Source organism: Anaerotruncus colihominis, assembly GCF_010206195.1.
Lineage (GTDB): Bacteria > Bacillota > Clostridia > Oscillospirales > Ruminococcaceae > Anaerotruncus > Anaerotruncus colihominis_A.
In genome coordinates this window covers 30220-51202 of the sequence record NZ_VIQT01000020.1, presented here as the reverse complement: position 1 = coordinate 51202, position 20983 = coordinate 30220, and the positions used below count along the sequence as shown (strand labels likewise).

Here is a 20983-nt window from a genome sequence, read left to right as displayed (position 1 = left end):
GAGCAGAGGTGGACGCAGGCAGATCTTGCAAGGGCTACCGGAATCAGACCCAACACGATTGGAGAACTCTATCATGAGTTTGCCGAACGGGTCAGCCTTGAACATCTCGACTTGATCTGCGAAGGAGGTGGACGCAGGCAGATCTTGCAAGGGCTACCGGAATCAGACCCAACACGATTGGAGAACTCTATCATGAGTTTGCCGAACGGGTCAGCCTTGAACATCTCGACTTGATCTGCGAAGCGCTTGGTTGCGAGCTATCAGATCTCATTGTTCGCGAGCCGAATAACGAGGCCAGGAGCAAGAGACGAACCGGCAACCCCTACATACTAAAAAATGAGCCAGTCTCCACCGACCCGGACGTTCAGGCGTCTGGGGCTTTTTTATAGTTCCTCTCCATCAGGCAAAGTGAAGCGAATCTCAACAGAACACCCGAGAGCCTTAGCCAGTTCTCCGATATCCTTTTCGGTAAAATTATCCCGTGTCATTTTATTTGATAGGTTTTGACGTGTCTGGCCGGAAACCTCGGCCAAGTCGCCCATTGTCATTTTCCTGCGTTTCATAATTAAACGGATTTTTTCGGCAACCGAAATACCCATGCGCTCACCTCCTCATTTATAATATACACTAAATCATGTCTACTGTCAAAATATTTTTTATATTTTTCATTAAAAAGTGTCAAATTTCAGTTGACAAATAACACGAATTAGTGTATCATAATACTTGTAAGGCAGAGGCGAATACCTCTTACGAAAGGAAGTGAGGACTTGGACGAGATGACTACGGCAGAACTCAATCAGTATCTCGAGAACATCGCAAAACTGATTGAGGCTACCGCCAAAGACCCCGAATCTGCCGCTAAGATTGTGCGGGACAGTAAGGTCAAGGCATAAAAAAAGAGTAGCGGCCCCCGCAAAGAACGCCGCTACTCAAACACCCCAAAAGGCGAGCCGGGAGCCTTACCCCGGCCGCCTCCATGATAGCAGAGTAAGGCAAAAAAATCAAGGAGGCAAGCAAAATGAAACTCGACCACACACTTACGCGTGAAATTAAGGCCATAAATGGCGATGGCAGCCGGGAGGCGAGGTTTTTTAGAATACGCGGGTGCTGGATGACTGTTAAGGCGACCTGCTTAAAACAAGCCCTCTTGAAACTGGTAGATGCCGACGGGGATTTCACCTACCGGGCGCACTGGTACACCAGAAGTAACCGGAAATCCTGGGCAGAGTTTGAAACTAGTTATGGTTACAAGGGCGTTGTTGAGGAAGTTTAACCCCACCTGACGAGAGCCGGACAGCGACTGGCCGAAACGCCCACCAGGGCGTCGCGGGAACCCGTCGACACAGGGGGAAATCGCCGCCCCTTTTACATATACGACCTTGAAAACCGAATAGGAGGTATACGCATGAGACATTACACGAAAAAGGAATGGGACAGGATGGTGAATCAGTGCCCAGACTACTTCGGGAAATGGGAGCCGACCCCGTTTAACCTTGACCGTGTGGCGGCTGGAGAGCTGCTCGCCGAATACATAGGCCGCAGAAACATGATGACCTATGAGCCGGGGGTGGGGACGGTTTTGCTGACGGAAGATGTGCATTTTACCGTAGAGGAGTGACGACCGTGAGTAGAGACTGGCCCCCCACCGAGCTCCAGGTCGTTAGCGCCGCCATGGAGGCCCGGGGAGAAATGGGCTACGAGGAGTTCTGCGCCGAGATGGAGAGGCAGGGCTGCTTCGGCCGTTTGACCCGCGTAACGCTGGCCGACGGGAACACCATCACCACGCGCATCAATGGCACAGATGAAGAAATTCTGGCCTACTATCGCGTCGGCTCAACGCTGAATGTCGGCGCCGTTCATGACGATCTGGTGGAGATTGCCGCAGTGGAGATTGTGGCAAACGGTTAGAAATGCCCCTGACGGCCCCATACTTGAGTTGCAACGGATACTTTGCGCCATGGGAGAGTAGACGCCCCCCACGCTCAAAAACGTTCTAAAAAGCCCTCTAGAACGAAGCCGTAAAAACACCAAAAGCCCCCCCTTGCAGGAACGATTCCTGCAAGGGGGGGGCTTTTGGTCTAAACATAAAAACATATTGAATGAAAAAACTTGCGTAGAGTAATTGCATCATTAGATTATTATATCTTGTCGGTCCCCAATATCCGCGTAACCGAATTGAGCGCCGCCGCCAGGTCATCCCGCAGCCCTTCCAGCTCCGCCTTTGGAATGGAGATCATTTCATCCTTTGGCTTGTCCGTATTTCTCCAGCCGTTGAGCAGGTTTGCCCGGATGATCTCCGGGTAATCCCGATAGCAGGCGTTGATATCCACCGGTACGGAAATGCCGTCCACACGCCCCACAAAGCCCCGCGCGTCCCCATGATGCTGCCACATCCCGTAACTGCCGGTGTAGGTGCATTTTTCGGCGTACTGCGCAACCCACTTGTCATATGCTTCAAGCTGTTTGTCGTCCACCCAGTATTGCAGCCAGTTTGTCGAAGCGTACAGCCCCGCGTAGTACCCGGCGTCCTCCAGAACTTTCAGGAACGCCTTTGCCATGTCGGTGCGAAGCTGCTTTCCCTTGCCCACTCCCCAGGCGTTACCGCAGGGAGATTCGTATTCCTGGTCCATGTACACTGGATAGGTTGGACGCAGGCCGTCAAGCGTCTTAACGAACGCTGCCGCCTCCTTTTGCGCTTCGGCGACTGTCACGGCGTCGCTCCACCAGTACGCGCCCCAGTCAAGTCCCGCGGCCAGCACTTCGGGCAGGTATTTTTGACGAAACGTCCCCATCTCACGAAGGCCCTGTCCGGCCTTGATGATCACAAAGCGGATGCCGTCCGCCTTCACGCGCTCAAAATCAATGTCCCCCTGGTGCGACGAAATATCAACGCCTTTAATCTCCATAGTTTACCGCTCCTTTCTGACATATAAAAACCGCCGACCGTTTCCGGCCAGCGGCTTAAAAGCCTACTATTAAGCATACAGTACTTTGCGTTTCATTTGGCTTTCGCCGTATCTTTCAGGCGGCGCTTTCTATTTTTTCATAAATTTATATTTTATCATTTTTAAATAGGTTTATCAACAGACTTGCCGCCCTTGAAACATGATACGACTGACTTATACAATTATTTCCATAAATCATTATAAAACGAGGCGGGAGGAAATAATTGTGAAGTACGATGAATGCAGAGTTATTTTGGCATGTAATCTTTCCGAATACCGCACAATCAATGGAATCAGCCAGGAGGAGCTGGCGCTTCGAATCGGTATCGAAGTCAAAAGCTATGCAAAAATCGAGCGGGCGGAGGTTTATACAAATTTGAAAAACCTCGATCGTATCAGCCGTGAAACTGGCATGACGCCTGCCCAACTATTGACGCCCTTCTATCAAAGCATTCCCCTGGCTTCCAATCAATAAGCCGCAGGCCAAAGGGCCTGCGGCTTGACAGATATCTCCGGTACGGATATAATAAAAACAAAGAGGCGCTGTCGACAGACGGTTAGCCCCTAAAGTTTTACGGAATGACCGCTTACTTTGTCAGGGTAGGGCGGTCATTTTTTTATGTATTTCACGGCTTCTGTGATCGCCACGACCAATAAAATCGCGAGCAACAACTCAACCATACATAACACCCCCTTTCGCAAGGGAGTGACTAACCGCCTGCCGTTTGCGACAGCGCCAGCCTTATTTTACCATGTACCGCCCTTTTTTACAAGCCGCAATCCGCATTGGCCGCCTTTATTTGTCACGATTCGGCGTCTTATACCTGAGCGCCCGCCGGCTGTCCCCAACGCCGGCCGTCGTCGGGTCGGTCACAGCGTTAAACACGCTGGCCGCCGCGGCGAGCAGCACAACGGGATTCTGTACCGCGCGCTGCAATACGTCCCACAGCGCTCCCCAGGAGGTCATATCCTCCCAGGCCAGGCCGAAGTACGCGAGTACCGGCAGCACCAGCGCCGCCGCCACCTGTGCCCACCACAGCGGGTTTTTAATGCGTACCTTCCAATTAATCTTCATTGTATTTCCTCCAGTCTCACAATCCCATACGTCCCAGCACAAAGGCGATCACCGCGGCGAGCACGGCCCATATCGCCTTATCTACAATGCTTTCCCATCGCTTCGCCGGCTTTTCCTTGAGCGCCGCAATAGTTGCCATTGCCTCGTTGAGCCGGACGGACAGCTCCGTCAATTTGTCCATGATCGCCTGGTACCGCGCCTCCTGCGCCGAGCCGGACCGTTCCAACGCTGAAATGCGTTGGAACATCTCGGCATGTGTCTCGCGCGCCTGGGTGCGGTATTCCGACATTTGCTTTTCCAGAGCGATTGCCTTATGCAGGCCAAGGCAGTCCCGCTGCGGGTCTACGATGCATTTTTCATCCGCCATATTTCTTTCACCATCTTTCTGTACGACAAGCAGCCCGGCCAAAAGGCCAGGCAAAAATCTGTATAAACGGCAGTCAGGCCACTATTTTATTGTACTGATAACGCACAGCCTCTTCGGACAGTTCAGCATAAATCAGAGTTGTTTTTGTATCCTTGTGGCCCAAAAGCCGCTGGATAACTGTGATGTCCATCCCGCCTGCCAGGGCTTGCGTAGCGAACGTATGCCGCAGCAAATGGGGGTAAATATGTATCCCCGCCCTTTCGCCAAGTCCCTTTAAGATACGCTGAATCGCTCTGGATTTCATCCCAGGATATGGCGTTTTCACACTGGAGAACAATGCCTCGCCGCCTTTCCTTTGGTGAAGATATTTCTCCAGCATCACTTTAGCCCGGACGCTGAAATAAACCGTCCTGCTTTTATTGCCCTTCCCACAAACTATGACGCTGCGTTCACGCCAGTTGATATCTTCTAGACGCAGCCCTGCCGCCTCGCTTAAGCGGCACCCGGACGACACAAGAAATTCCATTAACGCTTGTTCCTTGCAGGTTCGACAGGCTTCCCGCAGCTTTTCCAATTGTTCCTGTGAAAGGGCGCGCCGCGACCGGTTCCGGTCAAATCTCTGAGATTTAATTTTGAGCATTGGATTTTTACGAATAACATCCTCTGCGGAAAGCCATGAAAAAAAGCTGCGCAGGGTGTTGATGTGTGTTGTCAGGCTTCCATCCTTCAGTCCGCGTTTCTCCGATAACCAGGCAATGTAACTGCGCAGATCGTCTGCGGTAATTTTTGTGACGGTACGATTTACCTTCTCTACGAAAATATTCAATGTGTACCGATAATTTTCCAGTGTCTTTTTGGATAATCCATCAATGCGTTTTGCAGCCAGAAACGCCGCTACACGTCGTTTTAGGCTGCCTTGTCCTGACTCATCGCGCCGTGTTATCTGATATCCCTTCAACAAGCTTTCCGCCTGTTCCCGCGAAACGCCCGCATCCTCCAGTCTGATCATAAGCTCCTGTTTTGCATCCATCAATTTTCCCTCCCTGACATTCAGTATAACCTTGATCGCGCGGACAGGACAGACGCAATTTCCGAATAAGATGGATATGCTGGAGGCGGGAACCTGCCCGCCTCCGGGATTCTTTTTTACAGGGAAATGTCAAGATCTCCGAGAATCTCCCGCACCTGCTCCCTGAGCAGCGCCGGGACGTCCTCCAGCGTCTTTTTGCCTTTCACGATCAGCGTTGCGTAAACAACCGCCATGATGCGCACCTCCCTCCGGCAGAAGATGTTTGCGAGGAAAAGAAAAAAGCTACTCATGTTCGAGCAGCTCCTTCACCTCGGCCTGTAGGGCCTTGGGTACGTCCCCGATTGCCTTTAAGCCCTTGCGAATCAGCTCCGCGTATACTTTAGCCATTTACTTCACCTCCCTCCAGTGCCGTCACACGCGCTTGCAGCGCAAGCATGGATTCGTACACTTCGGCCAGCGCGAGCAGGGCGTCCGTGTTCTGCCTGTCCGCCGTCTCATACGCTTCGACCTGCGCCAACATGATGACCGTCGCCTGTTCGTCCGCCGCCTCGTATGCCTCAACCAGCGCCATCTGCGTGTCTGTTATCTGCTGCTCAAGTATTTCGGCCCGTTCCTCTACAGTCGGAATAGGCCCCAATATTTCCGCGCCATCCATGGCCTTCGCTTGCTCGCCCCATACCGCTAAAATTTCATCCAGCAGCTCCGGCGCCACCTCCGCCAGCATTGCCCGCCCTGATTCTGTGTTGTAAAACATCTGGCGGTGCGGTAAGGTGACCGGCACACCGTCCTCAAAATCCTGCGTCTCGATAAAAACGAAACCAGCGCACAGGCTGTCATATATTTTTTCCGTTATTTTCCCCACAATATTTTCCCTCCCCCTTAAGTCAAAATCACACCATGTCCGTAATACCAAAAATCCGTGCCTACCGACATCTGTGATTCTGTCGCAAGCGTGCCACCGGGGATGAACATCCATGTGGAATTTGTATTTGTGTTTGCCAGTACCCAATTCTTTTTAAGCGTCGGACTACCCGGTCCACGCATAATCACTCTTCCAAACGTATGGCCGGCAAACGGCGTCGTACAATACATGTTTGCGCCGTTGCTGGCTTTCCGGGTTATTTGGGTCTGGAAGTAAAACAACGCGACATTTCCAGCCTGGCACCAGACGCCGCTTGGATTTGTGTTGGTAAAACAGGCATTGTATGCGTCGTTGAGATTGGGCGTCCATGTACCTCTGGCCACCGCAGCCGCGCCTACCTGCGCCGCCGTATGCGTATGGGTCGTATCGGATTTTGCGTTTAGCTTTGTTGTTATCTCCGTCTCTGTAAAATAGCGGTCGTCGTGGGTATGGGCTGCGGGCGTAAAGCTGGACGGTTTGTTTGTCAGATCGGCGTAGCTGCCGCTCCATGCCACGGATTTTAAGTCTGCATACATCCTGGCGATCTTGCCCAGGATAATTGCCAGGGTATCGCCATTGGTAATATTCGCGCGGGCCGCTGCCTGCGCAAACGCAGGTTTGATACCTGCCAGCTTTGTGGGATTGATTGCCGGGTTGGGATAACGCCCCTGCAAGTCGCCGCCTGCCGTGCCGTCGCCCAAAATCCCGCTTAATGCAGCAATATTCTGTATCGCCTGATCAAGGGCAGCTTTATCCTCCTTCGACATCAATCCGTCCTGATCAGGTGCGGCGGTGTCAGTGCCCGCTTTGCTGTCAGCAATGCTCTTGACCGCCGCAGTATTGACGATCAGGCGGGAAAATATCTCGTTAAACATATCCGCATGGGCCGGCGTCATGGTCGTCGGCCTTAGAATATTGGATGCGTCATAAGCCGGATTCTCTGGAATCTGGTAAGGTTCTTCCATTGTATCCTGCCAGGAATTATGTACCTCTGCCATAAATATCCTCCCAATTAAAATTCCATGTCGAAGGTAAAGGAAAACTCCACATCGTCATCCTTCTGCTTCACATACATTGTCTTGATCGCAACAAAATTCCCCTCTGTATCGACCAACCCCATTTCGGAAAATTTGGTCCCGGCCTGTTCATCCTCCGGGATAACAATTACGAATCGCGCCGTTGTCTCCACCGGGAAGGCGACAGGCTGCTGTACCGCATACCGGCAAACCTCATGCGTCAAAGCCCCCTGTTCCACATCCGGGGCAACAGGCTCCCCGCTTTCATTCACCCCGCCGTCTCCCAATGCGATAAAGGCAACCGGTGGGACAGTTTCAATCACGCCGGCCGTTAATTTGGCCAGCGCAATCCGCCGCGCTTTTGTAATGATGCTGTTTTTCTCCGCCAAAATAATCCCTTCCTTCCATGATTTAAAGATCGCTTGTGATGACATCCGCGTTCAACAGCTGCTCGCCGTCAAGACTGCGGGAACCGTCCAGGCGCCACATGTTGTTTCGGCTGAGGCCGGCCTTAATACACGGGCTGGCACTTACAGACGCCCGGAAAGCGCACATCCGCAATGCGCCGCCCCGTATAAACACCGTCCCAAGCTGCCCCCCGCCGGCCAGCCTGTGGGAACCGTCCAGCATCAGCGTTTGCGGGCTGTATACATTGTTTCGGGTCCGCACGGCAAAACGGGGCAGTTTCGGTATTTTCCGATATTCAAAGCCAGTTCTTTGTGTGATGGCCATATATGCCGCCATCCGGAGCGGCATCTGTTTTTGGTGATGCAAAGCAAATTTCTTTAAATGCGCGCCCCGCTCCCAAACGCTGGACAATATCCATTCGCCCTTTAGATTACGGCTGCCGTTCAGCCGGACTTCCTGCATCCCCCATATGCTTAAACGAGTCCGCATTGCAAGCCGCCACGAGAACCCAAGTTTGAGCCGCGCCGCAGCTTCGATGATCATCGTGATTTTTTCCAGGTGGGAACGCAGGGACTTATAGAATTCAACGGCCTTTCTGATTTCTTTGGCCGGAATGGAAACAGGCATATCCTGATCGTACAGCAGTATTTTAAAGCAATACGGATTCCCGCCATACTCAAACCATTCTTTGACTGATGCGGCAGAATAGATGCCGGTCAACGCCCTGGTTACAGCGCCTCGTGTTCCCAAAAACCGGTGCACAGCGAAGCTGCTTTTAAACAACGCCCGCTTTATATCCGCGTCATAATTGTAATCATACCAATCCACTTTAAAATCACGGGCCAGGATATCCAAAAGCGATTCATCCAGGTCATCAATCGAGGGATAAACGGCAATCCGCCCGATTTCTTTTGGCCTTTTGGACAGGATATCCGCGACAGCAGAGGCCAGAGCCGCAAGCGACGCATCATGCCGCAATGCTTCGGGGAACGACGCCAGTAAATTTCCCGTTGTCAGGCCATGATCATTCATCCTCGTACCCTCCGTCAACCACATTCAGCGACCGCAGCGCGGCCACCTGTGGGACGGTCCGGTCGCTTCCATCACGCAGGACGGTAAATACAGGCGCGGTCAACTCCACACGTTTAATCCCGGTCTGCATAAGTAATCCCACCAGATAGGACGGATTGATATCACGTCCCATGCGCGCGCTCTGCCATACAGCGTATTCTTTTACAGCCGCATTTACCGCCCCTTTTAATTCTGCCGCGCTTTTTTGTACGCCCTCCTGTATATAGTAGGTGAAGGAAATGCCATACTCTATCTTTTCGGCATCCTCTACAAACACCTGATCTGTCAGAGGCCGCACAGTATCTTCGTTGCAGGCGGCCAATACTGCGTTTTTAATTTCCTCTCCCGCAGGTTCCCCGTTTTCCATCAACACATACAGCTTGACCACACCGGGAGTGGGGGAATTGGCGATTACGTCCGCGATCTCCGTACTGACGCGCCGGGCAAAGTAGGTATAACCGCCTCTGGCGCCGGCGCAGCTATATCCGTCCATACTGGCCCGCATAAGTTCATAATATTCTTCGTCCGTCGCCATGTCCGCGCCTGTGTCGGATGCAGTGATATTGACACATTTTGTGCAGTAATCGTACAAGTCCATGATGGTGTCAATCTGTCCGGGTACATAGCCGTTTCCCACCGTACCGGAGGTCTGGCATACCACTTCCGCGTCCACAGCGGTTTCACCGGCCGGGACATAGATATCCGTCTCCGTTTGCCAGATCAGGGCGCCTCCTGTATCCGTAACCCTTGTTCCCGCAGGCACCAATACGGCAAATAGCTGCGCCTCGGAAATTTCAAATCGGACGGTGCATCGGGCCGGCTTGGCTCCGGGGCGGGTCTGCTCTAAAAACAGCTCGCCCAATGCATCCAGATTCCTGCCTTCGGCGCGGCTTGGGATGTTCTGATTGCCGGTATAATTATTTAAAACACGCTCTTGTATGATTATGTTGCCCATCCATCGGATGAACAGATGTTCCGGGCTGGCGGGATGGACCGTGATACCAGTGATCTTTTCGTAAGCTGCTGTCAGCAGGGATACGATTTCGGCCGCATCCGTTGGGATAAACTGATATTCTGTATTTCTACCCATGATCGATCTCCACCTCTACCGTCGGTATCAATTTGCCTGGTTCGGACGCGTCCCCTGAAAAGGCGATATCCACAACTGCCGCCCTCGGTTCCCACCGTTCGATCGCTTCGCGGATATCGGCCCGCATCATCACTTCGGCAACAGAAACCGGCCGGTCAAGGGCGTCCATTGCTATCCCGAAGTCACGATGCAGAGGAACAGAACCTTTTGCTGTCGATAAAATGATTGCAATATTTTGAATAACAGAGTTTAAAGCATCGGTTTGGTTCAGCTGGATATTACGTAAATCCGCGGCGCTGATCGTATAGGTCATTTGTTTTCACCTCCTCAAATATTCTTGCAGGCTGACGGACAGCACCGCAACATACAGATTTCCGTATTTATCGAATGTTTGCGCTTTGACACTGTAGCTCAGAATCACCCATCTGTACTGTCCATAGACATGGCTACCGATGGTCAGAGGCAGCTTTTTGCCGCTGCTTACATATTTGGCGATCCTGGCGATTTCCTTTGCGGGTGTTACCCCAAGTTGTGCGGAAAGTGTGATATCAAAAGATATCTTATCGGGGTCCGTCCCTGTAAATTCCAGAAGTCCCCGCCCCAAATGCCGCTGATGGGTCGCATAACGCGCAGAACCGGACCATTGAAAATTGGAGAGCGTCCGGATGACGGAATCGGAAACTGTAAAGGCCACATCCCCAAGGCATCCGATCGTTGCCATGCCTAAACCCTCCCCAGGACAAAACCGTCCGTATTATCTCCCGGCAGGTACAATATCAGGACCGTTTCGTTCACCTTTGGCATCCATGGTTTTATGATCAGCTCATGGCTATGGCTTTCATAAGCCGCTTCACCGCTGCCGCCTTCTTCAAATTCTGTGCGCTGCGGCGCGTCATAGTCCGGAACGGATGGAGGGGCCGCGAGGACATAAAGCCATCCAGAGGGTAAACCCGTATCCTCATACTTTACCCGCGCCCGCCGTCTTCCGGTGTCCACAGCCGTCACAGTCCCAATGCGCACCAGCTTTTCCAGGTTTATATCCAAAGCCATCAATATCCCTCCAGTACTTTACGCAATTTGATTTGCGTCGTATAGCCGGACCCGCTGACAGAATGGTTCGCCTGCGTGATGATATACTTTCCGCCCCAAGCGCCCCACCCCTCCAGCAGAATTGTCACCCCGGCCACGAGGTCAGGATTTCCCGGTAAGGTAAATGCCGCTGTCCTGGCGTATTTGTTGTGTAGCCGCAGATGCTTTTCGGCCAGCGCCTTTGCCTCGGCGATGCTGGACACCTTTGCCGAAATTTCCAGCTGTTGATTGTTTTTTGCGCCGGCATTATAATCCTCCGTCTTGGCCGTCGCCTCGATGCATCGGCCTGTAGACGGGTCGACATAACTGACGCGGCACGACGAATACTTTGTATTCGCCGTGCCGATGTTCATCCTGTATTTTGTATAGCCCCCGTTCTTTCCCTGCCTGATGGTAAAGACAGGGGCTTTCATTTCATAAGCCGCCTGATCAAACAAAACAAGGATGCTGTTAGTCGCTTTAAGGGAGATTCCCGCGTCATGGCAGAGGGTAGATAAAAAAGCGATGTCGCTGGTTTTTACCTGCTCCAACCGCGCATAAAACGGATCGTCCACCGATTCGTACATACAAACCATACCGTTGCTGCGCGCAATCTCCTTGGCGATGCTGGACAACGAACAGGCTTCCCACGCATGGGATTTTTTCGTTTGCCTGATCTGTGCTCCAAAGGGAAGGGAGGTGGCTTTAATGGTAATGGTGGCCGGTGGCCCGGAAGCGTCCACACTGTCAAGCTCGAACTGGCCACATGGCAGCAGCTTGTCTTTGCCGTCGCTGTTCCAGTTTTCCCGGACAATCACAGCGTCGATTTTAAAGCCGGCGCTGCTGTTATTCTCCGAGTCGTTGCTGCCTATGCCCTGGAAATCCCCTTCGTTGACCCAACCATAGACATTGGAGGTATTATCGGTATGAATCAGATGCCAGGGGTGCTTACTCCCGGGATTGCTCAATGTGATTTGCGCAGGCCCCGGTATCGCTGTATATCCAGCGTCGTCGGTAGAACTTATATAGTGAAACGATCCTGTAAACTGGACGATATCCCCCACGGAATACCCATCCGACGCCGAACCGGGGGCGGACGCGGCGGCGTCAACCGCTTCTGTCAGCCATTTTTCCAACCAGATAGATTCCCTGTCCTGAAGGGTGATCTGCAAATCGTCTGTTTCGTCTTCCTCATTATCGATATAGGTCATGGACAGAAGATAAGGCTTGATAGACGATGTAATATTTATGCCGTTAAAAGATATCTCCGCAGCCGCGCGGCGTGACAGATTTTTGTCGCTCATCCTCCCACCTGTTTCCACGGGGGCATGCCATCACTGACACGCCCGGTTATTTCCGGCAGGTTCAGGACAATGCCGGCGGGAAATATGTAATATTCCCGATACTGCAAATTTGCGTTCATCAGTTTATCGGCGTAATCCGCATTCCCAAGCTGGGCGTAGGCGATGCTGTCCCACATATCACCCTGGACAGTTGTGTACTTTTTCATCGATAGGCCCTCCTTGCAACATCAATATTGTGCTGTTCGATGATATCCAGGACATATTCGGCAAATTCACTTCCGAATTCTTGCAGGGACGCTACGGTTTCCGGGGAGGCGGTTCCCTGAATATTAAATGAAACCTGGATTGTAACCGGGGAATTGGCGCCGCCGGCAGGCGGGACCAGCGCGGAAATGGCAGGCTGTGACCGCATGGCGGCGGTTTGTGCCGCGTTCACAACTTTCTCCCCGCCATTAAAATAGATCAATTCCGGTCCTTTTTCACCTACCAGAGCAAAGCCAGGTTCCGCTGATTCCGTACCAGTAGCATATCCGCGTCCATGTAAAGAGGCGATCGGGGCAAATCCGTTTCCCGGCAGGGCCGGAGTTTGCGGCACCGCCTGTGCAAAACGGGCGAAGGCGGCCTGTACCTCCGGATGCATACCATCCAATCCGTCGATGTACCCCTGAATTGTAGCCCTGGCGCTCTCGGCCGCCTCGGAGCCAAGGTTCATAGCCGCAACGCCGTCCTCCAGTTCTTTTTGCAGCTTGTCTATTTCCTGGGGAACCTCGTTCACCAGCATCGAAGTACTGTTGGACGCGTCAGACATTGCCTGTTTATTGGCATTGTAATTGGCGACCACTTCCCGCAATTCCTCGTCAGTTGCTGCGGCAAGGCCCGCAACCGCGTTCACGCCCTCCTTGCTGCCATCGGCAAAGCTTGCGATGACATCGCTCAGGCCCTCAATCTCGGCACTGCGCTCTGTCAGGGATTGCAGGTTGGCGTCATATGCCTGCCAATAGGTGATCTGGCTTTCCAAGGCAGAATTGATGCTCCCTGCACTGGTTGCAACAGCCGGTGCGGCCATATCCCACAGGGCGTATTGTCCCTGTATGGATTCCATTGCGGCTTCATACGTCGCTTTGTAAGCCTCCGTGAGCGCCGCTGCCGATGCGGTGACGCCGTCAAAAATCTGCTGAAACTCCTGTGTCTGCTGCGCGGCAGCTTTCTCGGCCTCGGTCATATCTTTGGTGGTGTCGGTCATCCGGGTAATCGCTTCTTCGGCTTCATTGATTTCGTTTTGAGCGGCAGCTACCGCTTCGGCATCTTCATCAATGGCCTTTTTCAAATTTTTGATGGTCCGTTCGGCTTTATATGCCTCATCGTCAAGGCCGTAGATGGAATTTTGAAGGTCGTAGTATTCCTGCGTCAGAAAGGTCGCAGCCTCGCTCCAGGTTCCGAATTCTTTGTAATAGTCCTGTGCCTTTTGCTGCGCTTCGGCATAAAGCTTATTCATGCGTTCCTGGGCATCGCTGCGCTTTTCTTCTATGGATTCCAGTTGTATTTGTGCCTGGGTAAGCTTGATGCTGTTTTCAGCAGATTCTGTTATAACTTGACTTTGTTGATCATACAGCGTATTTAGATATTCCTGGTATGCCTGGGCCTCCGCGTTGCGCTGCCATTCTTCCGTATTTGCACGGAGAGCTTCTGTGCCGCCATCAATGGCGTTATTAGTAAGGTCGATACTGTCGGCCAGTTCCGGCACTGTACGGGAAAGGAGGGCGAGAATATTGTGGTATTCCTGATTTTCTTTCACCGCGCCGCCCGCGGCAGCCTCGATTTCCTCCAGCCTGTCGATGTAGATTAGGGCGGTCTGCGCCGTGGCAAGCGTCTGTGTGGCGGTTTCGTCGTAGGCAGCGTTGGCCTGCTCCATAGCCTCCTGCGCATCGCGCGCCGCATCGGCCAGCTCCTTCACAGGCGGAATGCCCTCATTGACCGCAGAAACCAGCGCGACAATCCCGCCCACTACAGCGGCAAGACCCATCGCAATATTGACGCCGGGAATAGAAATAGATAGAAGGGTAGATGCTTTTGCCGCAATTTTGGCCACCGCGGTAAAAGCGGTCAGAGCGCCGACTGCTGCGCCAAGGACACCGACAAAAGCAGCCGTGCCCTTCACTAAAGCCGGGTTTGCCTTCAACAGTTCATTGATCTGCGTGAGTACGTCCGTACCGACACTGTATACCCCTTCCATAACCGGCGTAAACTGTTCCCCAACAGTGGTTTTCACGGCCTCCCAGGCAGAGTTCATCAGGGTCAGTTGTCCATTCATGTTATCCAGTTTAATCGACGCCATGCGCTGCGCCGCACCGGAGCAATTGTTGATGCTGTCGGTCAAAGAGGCGTAATCTTCATCAGCTGCATTTAGGATCGCCAGCAGGCCGTTATAGCCGCGCGCCCCGGCAATGGTCATGGCGTTATTGACGCGTTCGGCTTCGGTCATCTGGTCAAAGTAGACGCGCAGTTCATTGATGGTGCTCGAAAAGCTTTTCATGGTGCCGTCAGCCTTGATTGCCGAGTATTCATACTCGCCGAAAGCCGCGCCGGTCAGTGTTGCTCCTTCCAGTAAGCCGTTAAAGGTGTTTTTCAAAGCGGTACCGGCAATACTGCCTTTGACGCCTGAATTGGCCATCAGTCCCACCGCCACGGCCACATCCTCGATGGAGTATCCCAATGCACCGGCAATACTGGCGGATTGCTTGAATGTTTCACCCATAATCGATACGTTTGTGTTGGAGTTGGTTGCCGCCGCTGCCAATACATCGGAGAAATGAGCGGTATCCGCAGCCGTCAGTCCAAAAGCAGTAAGGTTATCAGTCACAATATCCGATACCATGGCCAAATCCTCGCCGGAGGCCGCCGCCAACTGCATCACGCCGTCCATACCATTCATCATATCTATGGCGTCCCATCCTGCCATTGCCATATAGCCCATGGCGTCAGCGGCTTCCTGTGCGGTAAACTTGGTTGTAGCGCCCAATTCCTTGGCCACGCCGCTCAATTGTTCCATTTCGGCGGCCGTAGCCCCGGACAAAGCCTCCACATTTGACATGCCCGCCTCAAAATCGCCGGCTATTTTAACGCATTCCATATAGGCGTCCGCTATTTTTTTCAGCGCCGCAGCTATGCCGGCGGCAATAAGCGCCTGCTGTACGGCGCCAATGGCCTGCACGGAACGTTCGCCAAAACTGGTCGCGCCCTCGGCGGCTTTGTCCTGTTCGGCTTGCAGCTCTTTAATCCGGGCGGTTAATTCCGCATCTTTCTGTGACAGATTGGCGGTATCAACCCCGGCTTCTTTCAGACGCGCGCCTGTGTCCGATAATTTTTGTGATTGCCGCTCCAAAGCCGCGTTTGTATTGCTGATCCGCTGTTCCAGCTTCAATTTTTCCCGTTCCAAAGCGGCAATAGCGGCGGCGTCTTGTTCTGTCGCGCTCTTAGCCGCATTTAACTGCTGTACCAGGAGCGCTTCTTGCTGCCGGAGATTATTCAATTTTGTTTGGGTAGCATCAATCGCGCCCTGCTGTTTTTGATAAGCGGAAATATCTGACTGAATTTTACTTAAACCTTGAATCTCTTTTCCCAGTCTGACAAATTCCTGCTGTGCTTTCGATAGCGTGCTGCTGAAACTGCCGTTCATTTGGGCGTTTAAAGCAAACAGCATTTCATACGATTTCCCTCTGGCCACACGCCGCCTCCCTTCTCCGGCTGCAAAGAAGAGGGAGGCCAAGGCTATTTGCCCTCGGCCCCCCTTTGTTTTTAATTTCGAACGGGTTGATTATGGCTTTCCGACGCCTCTGCGGCTACAGCGTTATGCGCTTGGATCCATGCTTTAAATTCCGACAGGGGCAAATCCAGCCAATCAAATGCGGGGGTGCTGTTCGACTTTGCTAAAATCAGGCATTGCTTGCGGATCCACAGCCCGCCGTCGCCGATTACAACCCCGCACGCAGCAAAAAATTCCGCGCCCGGTTACAGATCGCCTGAAAATCTTTCAGCGGCAAAGCGCAAATTGTATTTGTGTTTACGGTTCGATTCCCGCTGTCATCCCGATAGGTGCAGGCACGGGCCGCCATGCCGACCAAATATTCCCCGGTATATGCAGGCAGGATCAGCGTTTTCCCCTTAAGCATCATTTCCGCTTCAATCGCCAGGCTGTCTTTGCCTGTCAGGGCGTCCCAGTTAAAGGTAAGCGTATCGTAGGTCCTGCCCTCATAAATAAACGAAGGCTGGAACACATGGGTATAGGAGCTATGATCGGCGTCTGATCTTTTAGCCTCCTGTTCCAGCCTCTCCGCCGCTTCCGTCATGTCCATCATCACGCTGTCTGCTGTTCCGTCGGCCTCTGCTGCACTTGTCTTTTTCTCGTTATTCATGACAATACTCCTTTGTTCGTTTATTTTCCGAGAGCTTTTCGAACGTCAGCCATATAATCCGTCCCCATAATGACGCACCTCAGCCTGCGCTTGTCGATTTCCCATAGCTGCTGTCCGTCCCTGTAGGCAGCATAGTAATACACCGCATATTCACCGGATGTATCCGCAGCGGCCATAGGCGCTACGGTACCAGGGTCAGTGGATTTCGGCCGAACAATCACAACGTATTTTTCCGGCCAAATCCCTTCCTCCGCCGCTTCCACATCCCAGTATTCTTCCGCAACCCGCAAATCCAGCTGGTGCTTTTTCGGGGCTGCCAACCGCACCGCGTCCTGAGTGGGACTGAGCCAGTTGATCGTCATGCTCATGGCGTCGACCATACCGTACAGCGGGACTTCCATATTGCCCATCATTCCGGCGCCGGCGATATTGACGCACGGATATGTAATTGTGGGCAGTTTAACTTTTGCGATGCCCATCAGATTTATACTGTCCTCGTAAAGCTCAAGCTGGATGTAGGATGCTGCCTGTTGGCTCATTTATGATTACCTCCTTTAACCGGCGGACTGCAATGCCGCAGTGGCATAGTCAACCGAGTATTCAAGCGTAAAATCGATCTCCTGCGCAGGGCATGGCGGCGTCAGATAAATATGAATACGCAAAATTCCGGCCAACAGATCGTTCAAGGGGTTTTCATCCTCCGACACTTCCGCCCTGGCTCCCAACAAACGTTCGTCAGCCACCAGCCCGTTCAGCCAGATATTGCAGGTATCCAGGACAGTATCTATGAGCCGCCGGTTCATGGGCTTATCCAACTTGCTCCAATAAGTCCGAATCAGGGTATTTGCTACCCAATCGAACATTCTGGAAACAGGAATAAAGCAATCCTTCACATCGGTGTTTCCGGGATAGCAGGCGGTGTAATTGCCTTTTAACGTCCAGCCTATAGACATGAAATTCAGAGCCGTTACAATGCCATAGTTTCCGGCTATCATCTGCACCTGTTCCCAGGTCAGATTGATTTCTGTCCCATCCAGCAGGCAGCAGCCGTCAATTTTCAGCGCCTTATTGGATGGCGATTCGTATGGACATCCATTGTTGCCGGCGTCTACCTGCGCCATCAGCCCGGCCATTTGTGTTGAGAGGTGGAATTTGTATTCTCCCATCTTCACCATTGGCCAGCATACAATCTGGTTTTCATCTGTCATACTGTTTTTGGTTTTCCATTCGAGCAGTTTGGAAACCTCCCGGACGCCGTTATCTCCGGTAAACACGTCCACAAGGGCTTTGGCCCGAAACAAACCGTTGATGCCGGCAGCCTTGGTCGCCATAACGGCTGCTACGGCAGGGATATGTGAAAAACCGGGCGCACAGATCAGATCGGGGATTACCCCTGTGACATTCATGCAAGCGTCGACCGCGCCCAGGCCGGACACAATGTCCGTATCACTTACCGCATCCGGCGTCACTGTATTGCCGGCAACATTGAGCGATTGCGCTGAGTAATGGCCGCTTGAACTCAACAGTTCTACGATGCAGACGCCCTTTTTTTCGTCATAAAGGACGCTGTAATCTGTATCCCTTTCCAATTCGTCCTCACCGCTGCGCACCATTAGGCTGTTATCATTGATGATGCCGAAAGACAGGCTGATCTTATGGTCGACGACATCGTAATCGGCCGCCTGGACTTCTTTTTTCATGGTTGCCGGATCCAGTACATTGCAGAAGATGACCGGCTGGCATCCGAATAACCGGAAATGGGAATACATAAATTCGCAAAGGGTATAAGTTCCCCAGTCATAGGAAAAACCAAGCTTCTCCACCGCCTCAGCCCAACTGGTGCAGAGCACCGGCAAATTAGCTTTTGCAGGATTGGATGCGCAATGGCTCGGCGCCAGCCCAATCACAAATGGAATGCCGGAATTGGCCACGACGGGCGTGCTGACCGCCGTGGCCTGTTCTTTTACACGAATACCGAGATTCGCCATGATATATTGACCTCCTTATCGCAGCCCGGCAACTTTCCTATAATTGACGTACAGGGCATTGCCAGGCCTCTTGATTTTTAATCGGGCTTCGGGCAGCATATCTCCGGACACGATTAATGTTTTGACCAGGGGATATTTTTCAATAGCCGGCGCCGCAGCGGCCAGGGCGGCCGTCCTGCTCCCTCGCCAGATGGTTCCATGCTGGATAACGCCGGCGATGCTTGGACCGATATAACAGTAAAAACCAGAGCTGTTATCTTTGGGACTCAAAGCAGGTCCCTTGGCCGAGCTGTTTAACATTGTCATTTCCTTCCTTGCCATAAGGCGCCTTCCTTTCAATAGCTGGGAGCTTCCATGCAGATATCATTTCTCCAATGTAATATGGAGCTGTATCCTCGGGGTAAACCAGGGTTTCCAGCCCGGCTTCCAAATCAAGCCTAAACTGCTTACCGACGCTCCTTTGCTCCAATAGAGCAATCCTCAGCCGTTCCATAAGGTTCAGCAGCGCAAGCCCGCCCTCCTGTTCATCATGATGATAGACGCAAAAGATGGTGCGGACAGTGGCCGAATTGTCAGGACGCCGGCCGGGAGCCTGGACATCCTTGCCTGTGATGATCTGATGCAGGATATAAGGCGCTTTTTTCCTGGCCGCTTTGCTGTCAGGCAGACGCGCCCGGTATACCTCGGCGGCCCGTGGCCGGGGCTGCTCTTGATCCTCTTTTTGCAGGGCCGCGGGGAGGAGCAAATCCTTTATAGCTTCAGTGGTAAAAAGCCTTAACTGCTCCAGCAGAACTGCCTTTGTCATGTCCTATCCTCCCCAGCCGTTGAGAATGCGCAGAATCTCATGGTCAATACGTTTTTCATATGTCTCGGCCATCTTCTGTTCAATTTCATCGGTGACAGCCTCGTTGGAGTACATCATCTGAGGTGTAGCCGGTCCATAAAGTTCCGTGATCGGGAGACGGGATGAGCCTTCCCTTTCGAATATCACCCTATGTCCATGCACGGCCGATTGTGCAGAAAAAGCACGATCCAATGCTTCTCCCGCTCCGAATCTTTTAACTTGGGCGACCATCTGACCGTTGCTATTTATGCGGGTGTTAAATTTCAGGAGCGGTATCACATAGCCCTTAAACCCAAACACTACGGAGATTTCTCCGGACGATTCCCGTATAAAATGGTTGATATTTTTCGTTTGGGTCAAGAATTCGCTTTGGCTGATGGTATACTCCTGTGAAACCGCCCGCTTCGCGACGGTTTTTCCTGCCGCCGCTGCGCGTGCCAATGCGCTCCCTACAGCCCTATAAACGCCACCATTGACGCCGGCCAGCAGCTTTGTTATACGGTCAAGGCTTTCCTCGGCAACATCAACCACAATGCCGCCATAATAGGTGCTTCGATCATGCGATCTGTAAATATCACTCATTCGTCGATCGCCTCCAGTTCCACCCGCAGCATACCCATCTCGCATACAGACGAAGCCACATAGAACTCCCGGAAGAAGCCCCCGCCGCCTTCCTGGCCGTTGATTCTGATACGCTGACCCTTTTCGGGCTGATTGCCGCCCAAGTCGGATCGTGCGCAATGAAGCACGGCCGACACAAGGTAGAGGCCCTGGACATGGTTGGACTGGATCTGGTGCCGCTCCTGCTCCTTCAGGCCGGACAGCACGATGGGGATATCAGCATACCGCTCTCCGTCGTATTCCACGGTTCGTTTCTCCGCGAACTCATTCGTGTTGAGAAAAACATTGTAGATATCTGCGGTTACCATGTCCTTGAAGCCGTTCATTCCACCGGTCCCTCCGTACCGAGCGTGGGAGGCTGCTCGCCGTCGCCGGTGTTCCCCTCGTCAATCTCGACGGCCGCGATCAGTTCGGCAAGTTCGGTCTTGTTTTTGCACTTCTTGATGGCGGCAGCCTCAATACTGAGATCGGCGGCAAGAGTATCCATGTCCTTGCGTTCCAGTGCCATCAGGCTTTCAACGGTGAAATGGCCGTCAACGATATCGAGAGCTTCATCGTCCCCGCAGCCGTTTTCCTGCCCTTCTGCGCTGTCTTCGCCGTCAGGCGCGTCTTTACCTGCGCCGCCAATGGGAATGGTCACAGGAGGCGTTGCAACGCCGTTGGCGGGGGAGGCCTCGTCGACGTAGGCCGCGACCTTGAACCCGACCAAACGGGCGGCCTCCTCGTCGCTGACTTCGACGGTACCTCCAATAGAGACAGGGGTGACGCGGCTGGTCTTGTTGTCCCGAGCACCGTAGACGCCGTTGATAATTTTAACCTTCTTCATAGCGTACTCCTTTCACC

General features: G+C 52.7%; 32 protein-coding genes. 7 read left to right on the top strand and 25 right to left on the bottom strand.

Translation table 11 applies throughout. The features are described 5' to 3' along the window. Nucleotides 1-42 precede the first annotated feature (42 nt). Both FMM72_RS17625 and FMM72_RS14275 read left to right on the top strand, forming a co-directional pair. Entirely contained in the window at nt 43-234 is a 192-nt protein-coding gene (locus FMM72_RS17625) for a hypothetical protein (RefSeq protein WP_431603341.1), read from the top strand. Then, complete coding sequence (locus FMM72_RS14275; protein ID WP_431603340.1) at nt 162-389, top strand: helix-turn-helix domain-containing protein; 228 nt, start codon at nt 162-164, stop codon at nt 387-389. Before FMM72_RS17625 ends, FMM72_RS14275 begins: the two co-directional genes overlap by 73 nt. On the opposite strand, the gene FMM72_RS14270 is transcribed toward FMM72_RS14275, so the two are convergent. Next, nucleotides 384-599 carry a helix-turn-helix domain-containing protein gene (locus tag FMM72_RS14270; RefSeq protein ID WP_160211083.1) on the bottom strand — a complete coding sequence of 72 codons (216 nt, stop codon included), beginning with the start codon at nt 597-599 and terminating at the stop codon, nt 384-386. The two genes, FMM72_RS14275 and FMM72_RS14270, sit on opposite strands and share 6 nt — an antisense overlap. 168 nt (nt 600-767) lie before the next feature. Here FMM72_RS14270 and FMM72_RS17420 point away from each other — a divergent pair, with 168 nt between their 5' ends. The 4 genes from FMM72_RS17420 (at nt 768) to FMM72_RS14255 (ending at nt 1908) form a co-directional block, all read left to right on the top strand. Beyond that, entirely contained in the window at nt 768-893 is a 126-nt protein-coding gene (locus FMM72_RS17420; protein ID WP_257432214.1) for a hypothetical protein, read from the top strand. A gap of 125 nt (nt 894-1018) precedes the next feature. After that, nucleotides 1019-1273 (top strand): hypothetical protein, encoded by a 255-nt coding sequence (locus FMM72_RS14265; protein ID WP_162221810.1) that lies wholly within the window; start codon nt 1019-1021, stop codon nt 1271-1273. A gap of 132 nt (nt 1274-1405) precedes the next feature. After that, the gene (locus tag FMM72_RS14260) at nt 1406-1618 is read left to right on the top strand and encodes a hypothetical protein (RefSeq protein ID WP_162221809.1); all 213 of its coding nucleotides are present in this window, start codon (nt 1406-1408) and stop codon (nt 1616-1618) included. A 5-nt stretch (nt 1619-1623) separates the two neighbouring features. After that, nucleotides 1624-1908, top strand: a complete 285-nt coding sequence (locus tag FMM72_RS14255; protein WP_162221808.1) for a hypothetical protein — start codon at nt 1624-1626, stop codon at nt 1906-1908. 230 nt (nt 1909-2138) lie between these two features. Here FMM72_RS14255 and FMM72_RS14250 read toward each other — a convergent pair whose 3' ends face one another. Beyond that, nucleotides 2139-2906, bottom strand: a complete 768-nt coding sequence (locus FMM72_RS14250; RefSeq protein ID WP_162221807.1) for a glycoside hydrolase family 25 protein — start codon at nt 2904-2906, stop codon at nt 2139-2141. A gap of 265 nt (nt 2907-3171) precedes the next feature. Here FMM72_RS14250 and FMM72_RS14245 point away from each other — a divergent pair, with 265 nt between their 5' ends. Next, nucleotides 3172-3420 (top strand): helix-turn-helix domain-containing protein, encoded by a 249-nt coding sequence (locus FMM72_RS14245; protein WP_160209610.1) that lies wholly within the window; start codon nt 3172-3174, stop codon nt 3418-3420. 321 nt (nt 3421-3741) lie between these two features. Here FMM72_RS14245 and FMM72_RS14240 read toward each other — a convergent pair whose 3' ends face one another. The 23 genes from FMM72_RS14240 to FMM72_RS14135 form a co-directional block, all read right to left on the bottom strand. Beyond that, nucleotides 3742-4020, bottom strand: a complete 279-nt coding sequence (locus FMM72_RS14240) for a phage holin (protein ID WP_162221806.1) — start codon at nt 4018-4020, stop codon at nt 3742-3744. 16 nt (nt 4021-4036) lie between these two features. Next, on the bottom strand, nt 4037-4387 hold the full coding sequence (locus tag FMM72_RS14235; protein ID WP_160210738.1) for a hypothetical protein: 351 nt from the start codon (nt 4385-4387) through the stop codon (nt 4037-4039). Between the two features lie 73 nt (nt 4388-4460). After that, nucleotides 4461-5417 (bottom strand): site-specific tyrosine recombinase/integron integrase, encoded by a 957-nt coding sequence (xerA, locus tag FMM72_RS14230; RefSeq protein WP_160210739.1) that lies wholly within the window; start codon nt 5415-5417, stop codon nt 4461-4463. Nucleotides 5418-5533: 116 nt separating this feature from the next. Further along, the gene (locus tag FMM72_RS14225; protein WP_162221768.1) at nt 5534-5707 is read right to left on the bottom strand and encodes a CD1375 family protein; all 174 of its coding nucleotides are present in this window, start codon (nt 5705-5707) and stop codon (nt 5534-5536) included. Continuing rightward, nucleotides 5700-5804 carry a CD1375 family protein gene (locus tag FMM72_RS17415; RefSeq protein WP_256137430.1) on the bottom strand — a complete coding sequence of 35 codons (105 nt, stop codon included), beginning with the start codon at nt 5802-5804 and terminating at the stop codon, nt 5700-5702. The genes FMM72_RS14225 and FMM72_RS17415 overlap by 8 nt, the downstream gene beginning before the upstream one ends. After that, nucleotides 5797-6279, bottom strand: coding sequence for a hypothetical protein (locus FMM72_RS17245; protein ID WP_257432217.1), 483 nt, complete (start codon nt 6277-6279; stop codon nt 5797-5799). Before FMM72_RS17245 ends, FMM72_RS17415 begins: the two co-directional genes overlap by 8 nt. Nucleotides 6280-6296: 17 nt before the next feature. Beyond that, nucleotides 6297-7316, bottom strand: coding sequence for a hypothetical protein (locus FMM72_RS14215; protein WP_162221805.1), 1020 nt, complete (start codon nt 7314-7316; stop codon nt 6297-6299). Nucleotides 7317-7330: 14 nt separating this feature from the next. After that, nucleotides 7331-7723: a phage tail protein gene (locus FMM72_RS14210; protein ID WP_162221804.1), complete on the bottom strand. Its 393-nt coding sequence runs from the start codon at nt 7721-7723 to the stop codon at nt 7331-7333. A gap of 22 nt (nt 7724-7745) precedes the next feature. Beyond that, the gene (locus FMM72_RS14205; protein WP_162221803.1) at nt 7746-8774 is read right to left on the bottom strand and encodes a phage tail protein I; all 1029 of its coding nucleotides are present in this window, start codon (nt 8772-8774) and stop codon (nt 7746-7748) included. Then, the gene (locus FMM72_RS14200; protein WP_162221802.1) at nt 8767-9903 is read right to left on the bottom strand and encodes a baseplate J/gp47 family protein; all 1137 of its coding nucleotides are present in this window, start codon (nt 9901-9903) and stop codon (nt 8767-8769) included. Before FMM72_RS14200 ends, FMM72_RS14205 begins: the two co-directional genes overlap by 8 nt. Further along, nucleotides 9896-10216 carry a GPW/gp25 family protein gene (locus FMM72_RS14195; protein WP_162221801.1) on the bottom strand — a complete coding sequence of 107 codons (321 nt, stop codon included), beginning with the start codon at nt 10214-10216 and terminating at the stop codon, nt 9896-9898. The genes FMM72_RS14200 and FMM72_RS14195 overlap by 8 nt, the downstream gene beginning before the upstream one ends. 6 nt (nt 10217-10222) lie before the next feature. Continuing rightward, nucleotides 10223-10624 carry a phage tail protein gene (locus FMM72_RS14190; RefSeq protein ID WP_162221800.1) on the bottom strand — a complete coding sequence of 134 codons (402 nt, stop codon included), beginning with the start codon at nt 10622-10624 and terminating at the stop codon, nt 10223-10225. A 2-nt stretch (nt 10625-10626) separates the two neighbouring features. Beyond that, nucleotides 10627-10953 carry a hypothetical protein gene (locus FMM72_RS14185; RefSeq protein ID WP_162221799.1) on the bottom strand — a complete coding sequence of 109 codons (327 nt, stop codon included), beginning with the start codon at nt 10951-10953 and terminating at the stop codon, nt 10627-10629. Continuing rightward, the gene (locus FMM72_RS14180) at nt 10953-12275 is read right to left on the bottom strand and encodes a phage late control D family protein (protein ID WP_162221798.1); all 1323 of its coding nucleotides are present in this window, start codon (nt 12273-12275) and stop codon (nt 10953-10955) included. The genes FMM72_RS14185 and FMM72_RS14180 overlap by 1 nt, the downstream gene beginning before the upstream one ends. After that, complete coding sequence (locus FMM72_RS14175; RefSeq protein ID WP_006873610.1) at nt 12272-12481, bottom strand: tail protein X; 210 nt, start codon at nt 12479-12481, stop codon at nt 12272-12274. Before FMM72_RS14175 ends, FMM72_RS14180 begins: the two co-directional genes overlap by 4 nt. Continuing rightward, entirely contained in the window at nt 12478-15999 is a 3522-nt protein-coding gene (locus tag FMM72_RS14170) for a phage tail tape measure protein (RefSeq protein WP_162221797.1), read from the bottom strand. Before FMM72_RS14170 ends, FMM72_RS14175 begins: the two co-directional genes overlap by 4 nt. Nucleotides 16000-16246: 247 nt before the next feature. After that, nucleotides 16247-16687 (bottom strand): hypothetical protein, encoded by a 441-nt coding sequence (locus FMM72_RS14165; protein WP_162221796.1) that lies wholly within the window; start codon nt 16685-16687, stop codon nt 16247-16249. A gap of 20 nt (nt 16688-16707) precedes the next feature. Next, nucleotides 16708-17226, bottom strand: coding sequence for a phage major tail tube protein (locus FMM72_RS14160; protein ID WP_162221795.1), 519 nt, complete (start codon nt 17224-17226; stop codon nt 16708-16710). A gap of 15 nt (nt 17227-17241) precedes the next feature. Further along, nucleotides 17242-18675, bottom strand: coding sequence for a phage tail sheath family protein (locus tag FMM72_RS14155; protein ID WP_162221794.1), 1434 nt, complete (start codon nt 18673-18675; stop codon nt 17242-17244). A 253-nt stretch (nt 18676-18928) separates the two neighbouring features. Then, entirely contained in the window at nt 18929-19480 is a 552-nt protein-coding gene (locus FMM72_RS14150; protein WP_162221793.1) for a hypothetical protein, read from the bottom strand. A gap of 3 nt (nt 19481-19483) precedes the next feature. Continuing rightward, nucleotides 19484-20101, bottom strand: coding sequence for a hypothetical protein (locus FMM72_RS14145; protein ID WP_162221792.1), 618 nt, complete (start codon nt 20099-20101; stop codon nt 19484-19486). Further along, entirely contained in the window at nt 20098-20466 is a 369-nt protein-coding gene (locus tag FMM72_RS14140) for a hypothetical protein (protein ID WP_162221791.1), read from the bottom strand. The genes FMM72_RS14145 and FMM72_RS14140 overlap by 4 nt, the downstream gene beginning before the upstream one ends. After that, a complete protein-coding gene (locus FMM72_RS14135) occupies nt 20463-20966 on the bottom strand; it encodes a hypothetical protein (RefSeq protein WP_162221790.1) in 504 nt (167 codons plus the stop codon). Before FMM72_RS14135 ends, FMM72_RS14140 begins: the two co-directional genes overlap by 4 nt. Nucleotides 20967-20983: the final 17 nt, after the last annotated feature.

Bases quoted from the DNA above. Each gene is read 5' to 3' on its own strand.
- FMM72_RS14150 (WP_162221793.1), bottom strand. From the start codon at position 19,480: ATGACAAAGGCAGTTCTGCTGGAGCAGTTAAGGCTTTTTACCACTGAA.
- FMM72_RS14190 (WP_162221800.1), bottom strand. From the start codon at position 10,624: ATGGCAACGATCGGATGCCTTGGGGATGTGGCCTTTACAGTTTCCGAT.
- FMM72_RS14205 (WP_162221803.1), bottom strand. From the start codon at position 8,774: ATGAATGATCATGGCCTGACAACGGGAAATTTACTGGCGTCGTTCCCC.
- FMM72_RS14260 (WP_162221809.1), top strand. From the start codon at position 1,406: ATGAGACATTACACGAAAAAGGAATGGGACAGGATGGTGAATCAGTGC.
- FMM72_RS14185 (WP_162221799.1), bottom strand. From the start codon at position 10,953: ATGGCTTTGGATATAAACCTGGAAAAGCTGGTGCGCATTGGGACTGTG.
- FMM72_RS14175 (WP_006873610.1), bottom strand. From the start codon at position 12,481: ATGAAAAAGTACACAACTGTCCAGGGTGATATGTGGGACAGCATCGCC.
- FMM72_RS14180 (WP_162221798.1), bottom strand. From the start codon at position 12,275: ATGAGCGACAAAAATCTGTCACGCCGCGCGGCTGCGGAGATATCTTTT.
- FMM72_RS14225 (WP_162221768.1), bottom strand. From the start codon at position 5,707: ATGAGTAGCTTTTTTCTTTTCCTCGCAAACATCTTCTGCCGGAGGGAG.
- FMM72_RS14235 (WP_160210738.1), bottom strand. From the start codon at position 4,387: ATGGCGGATGAAAAATGCATCGTAGACCCGCAGCGGGACTGCCTTGGC.
- FMM72_RS14155 (WP_162221794.1), bottom strand. From the start codon at position 18,675: ATGGCGAATCTCGGTATTCGTGTAAAAGAACAGGCCACGGCGGTCAGC.
- FMM72_RS14160 (WP_162221795.1), bottom strand. From the start codon at position 17,226: ATGAGCCAACAGGCAGCATCCTACATCCAGCTTGAGCTTTACGAGGAC.
- xerA (WP_160210739.1), bottom strand. From the start codon at position 5,417: ATGGATGCAAAACAGGAGCTTATGATCAGACTGGAGGATGCGGGCGTT.
- FMM72_RS14215 (WP_162221805.1), bottom strand. From the start codon at position 7,316: ATGGCAGAGGTACATAATTCCTGGCAGGATACAATGGAAGAACCTTAC.
- FMM72_RS14145 (WP_162221792.1), bottom strand. From the start codon at position 20,101: ATGAGTGATATTTACAGATCGCATGATCGAAGCACCTATTATGGCGGC.
- FMM72_RS14240 (WP_162221806.1), bottom strand. From the start codon at position 4,020: ATGAAGATTAATTGGAAGGTACGCATTAAAAACCCGCTGTGGTGGGCA.
- FMM72_RS14265 (WP_162221810.1), top strand. From the start codon at position 1,019: ATGAAACTCGACCACACACTTACGCGTGAAATTAAGGCCATAAATGGC.
- FMM72_RS17415 (WP_256137430.1), bottom strand. From the start codon at position 5,804: ATGGCTAAAGTATACGCGGAGCTGATTCGCAAGGGCTTAAAGGCAATC.
- FMM72_RS14195 (WP_162221801.1), bottom strand. From the start codon at position 10,216: ATGACCTATACGATCAGCGCCGCGGATTTACGTAATATCCAGCTGAAC.
- FMM72_RS14250 (WP_162221807.1), bottom strand. From the start codon at position 2,906: ATGGAGATTAAAGGCGTTGATATTTCGTCGCACCAGGGGGACATTGAT.
- FMM72_RS14140 (WP_162221791.1), bottom strand. From the start codon at position 20,466: ATGAACGGCTTCAAGGACATGGTAACCGCAGATATCTACAATGTTTTT.
- FMM72_RS14270 (WP_160211083.1), bottom strand. From the start codon at position 599: ATGGGTATTTCGGTTGCCGAAAAAATCCGTTTAATTATGAAACGCAGG.
- FMM72_RS14200 (WP_162221802.1), bottom strand. From the start codon at position 9,903: ATGGGTAGAAATACAGAATATCAGTTTATCCCAACGGATGCGGCCGAA.
- FMM72_RS14165 (WP_162221796.1), bottom strand. From the start codon at position 16,687: ATGAATAACGAGAAAAAGACAAGTGCAGCAGAGGCCGACGGAACAGCA.
- FMM72_RS14135 (WP_162221790.1), bottom strand. From the start codon at position 20,966: ATGAAGAAGGTTAAAATTATCAACGGCGTCTACGGTGCTCGGGACAAC.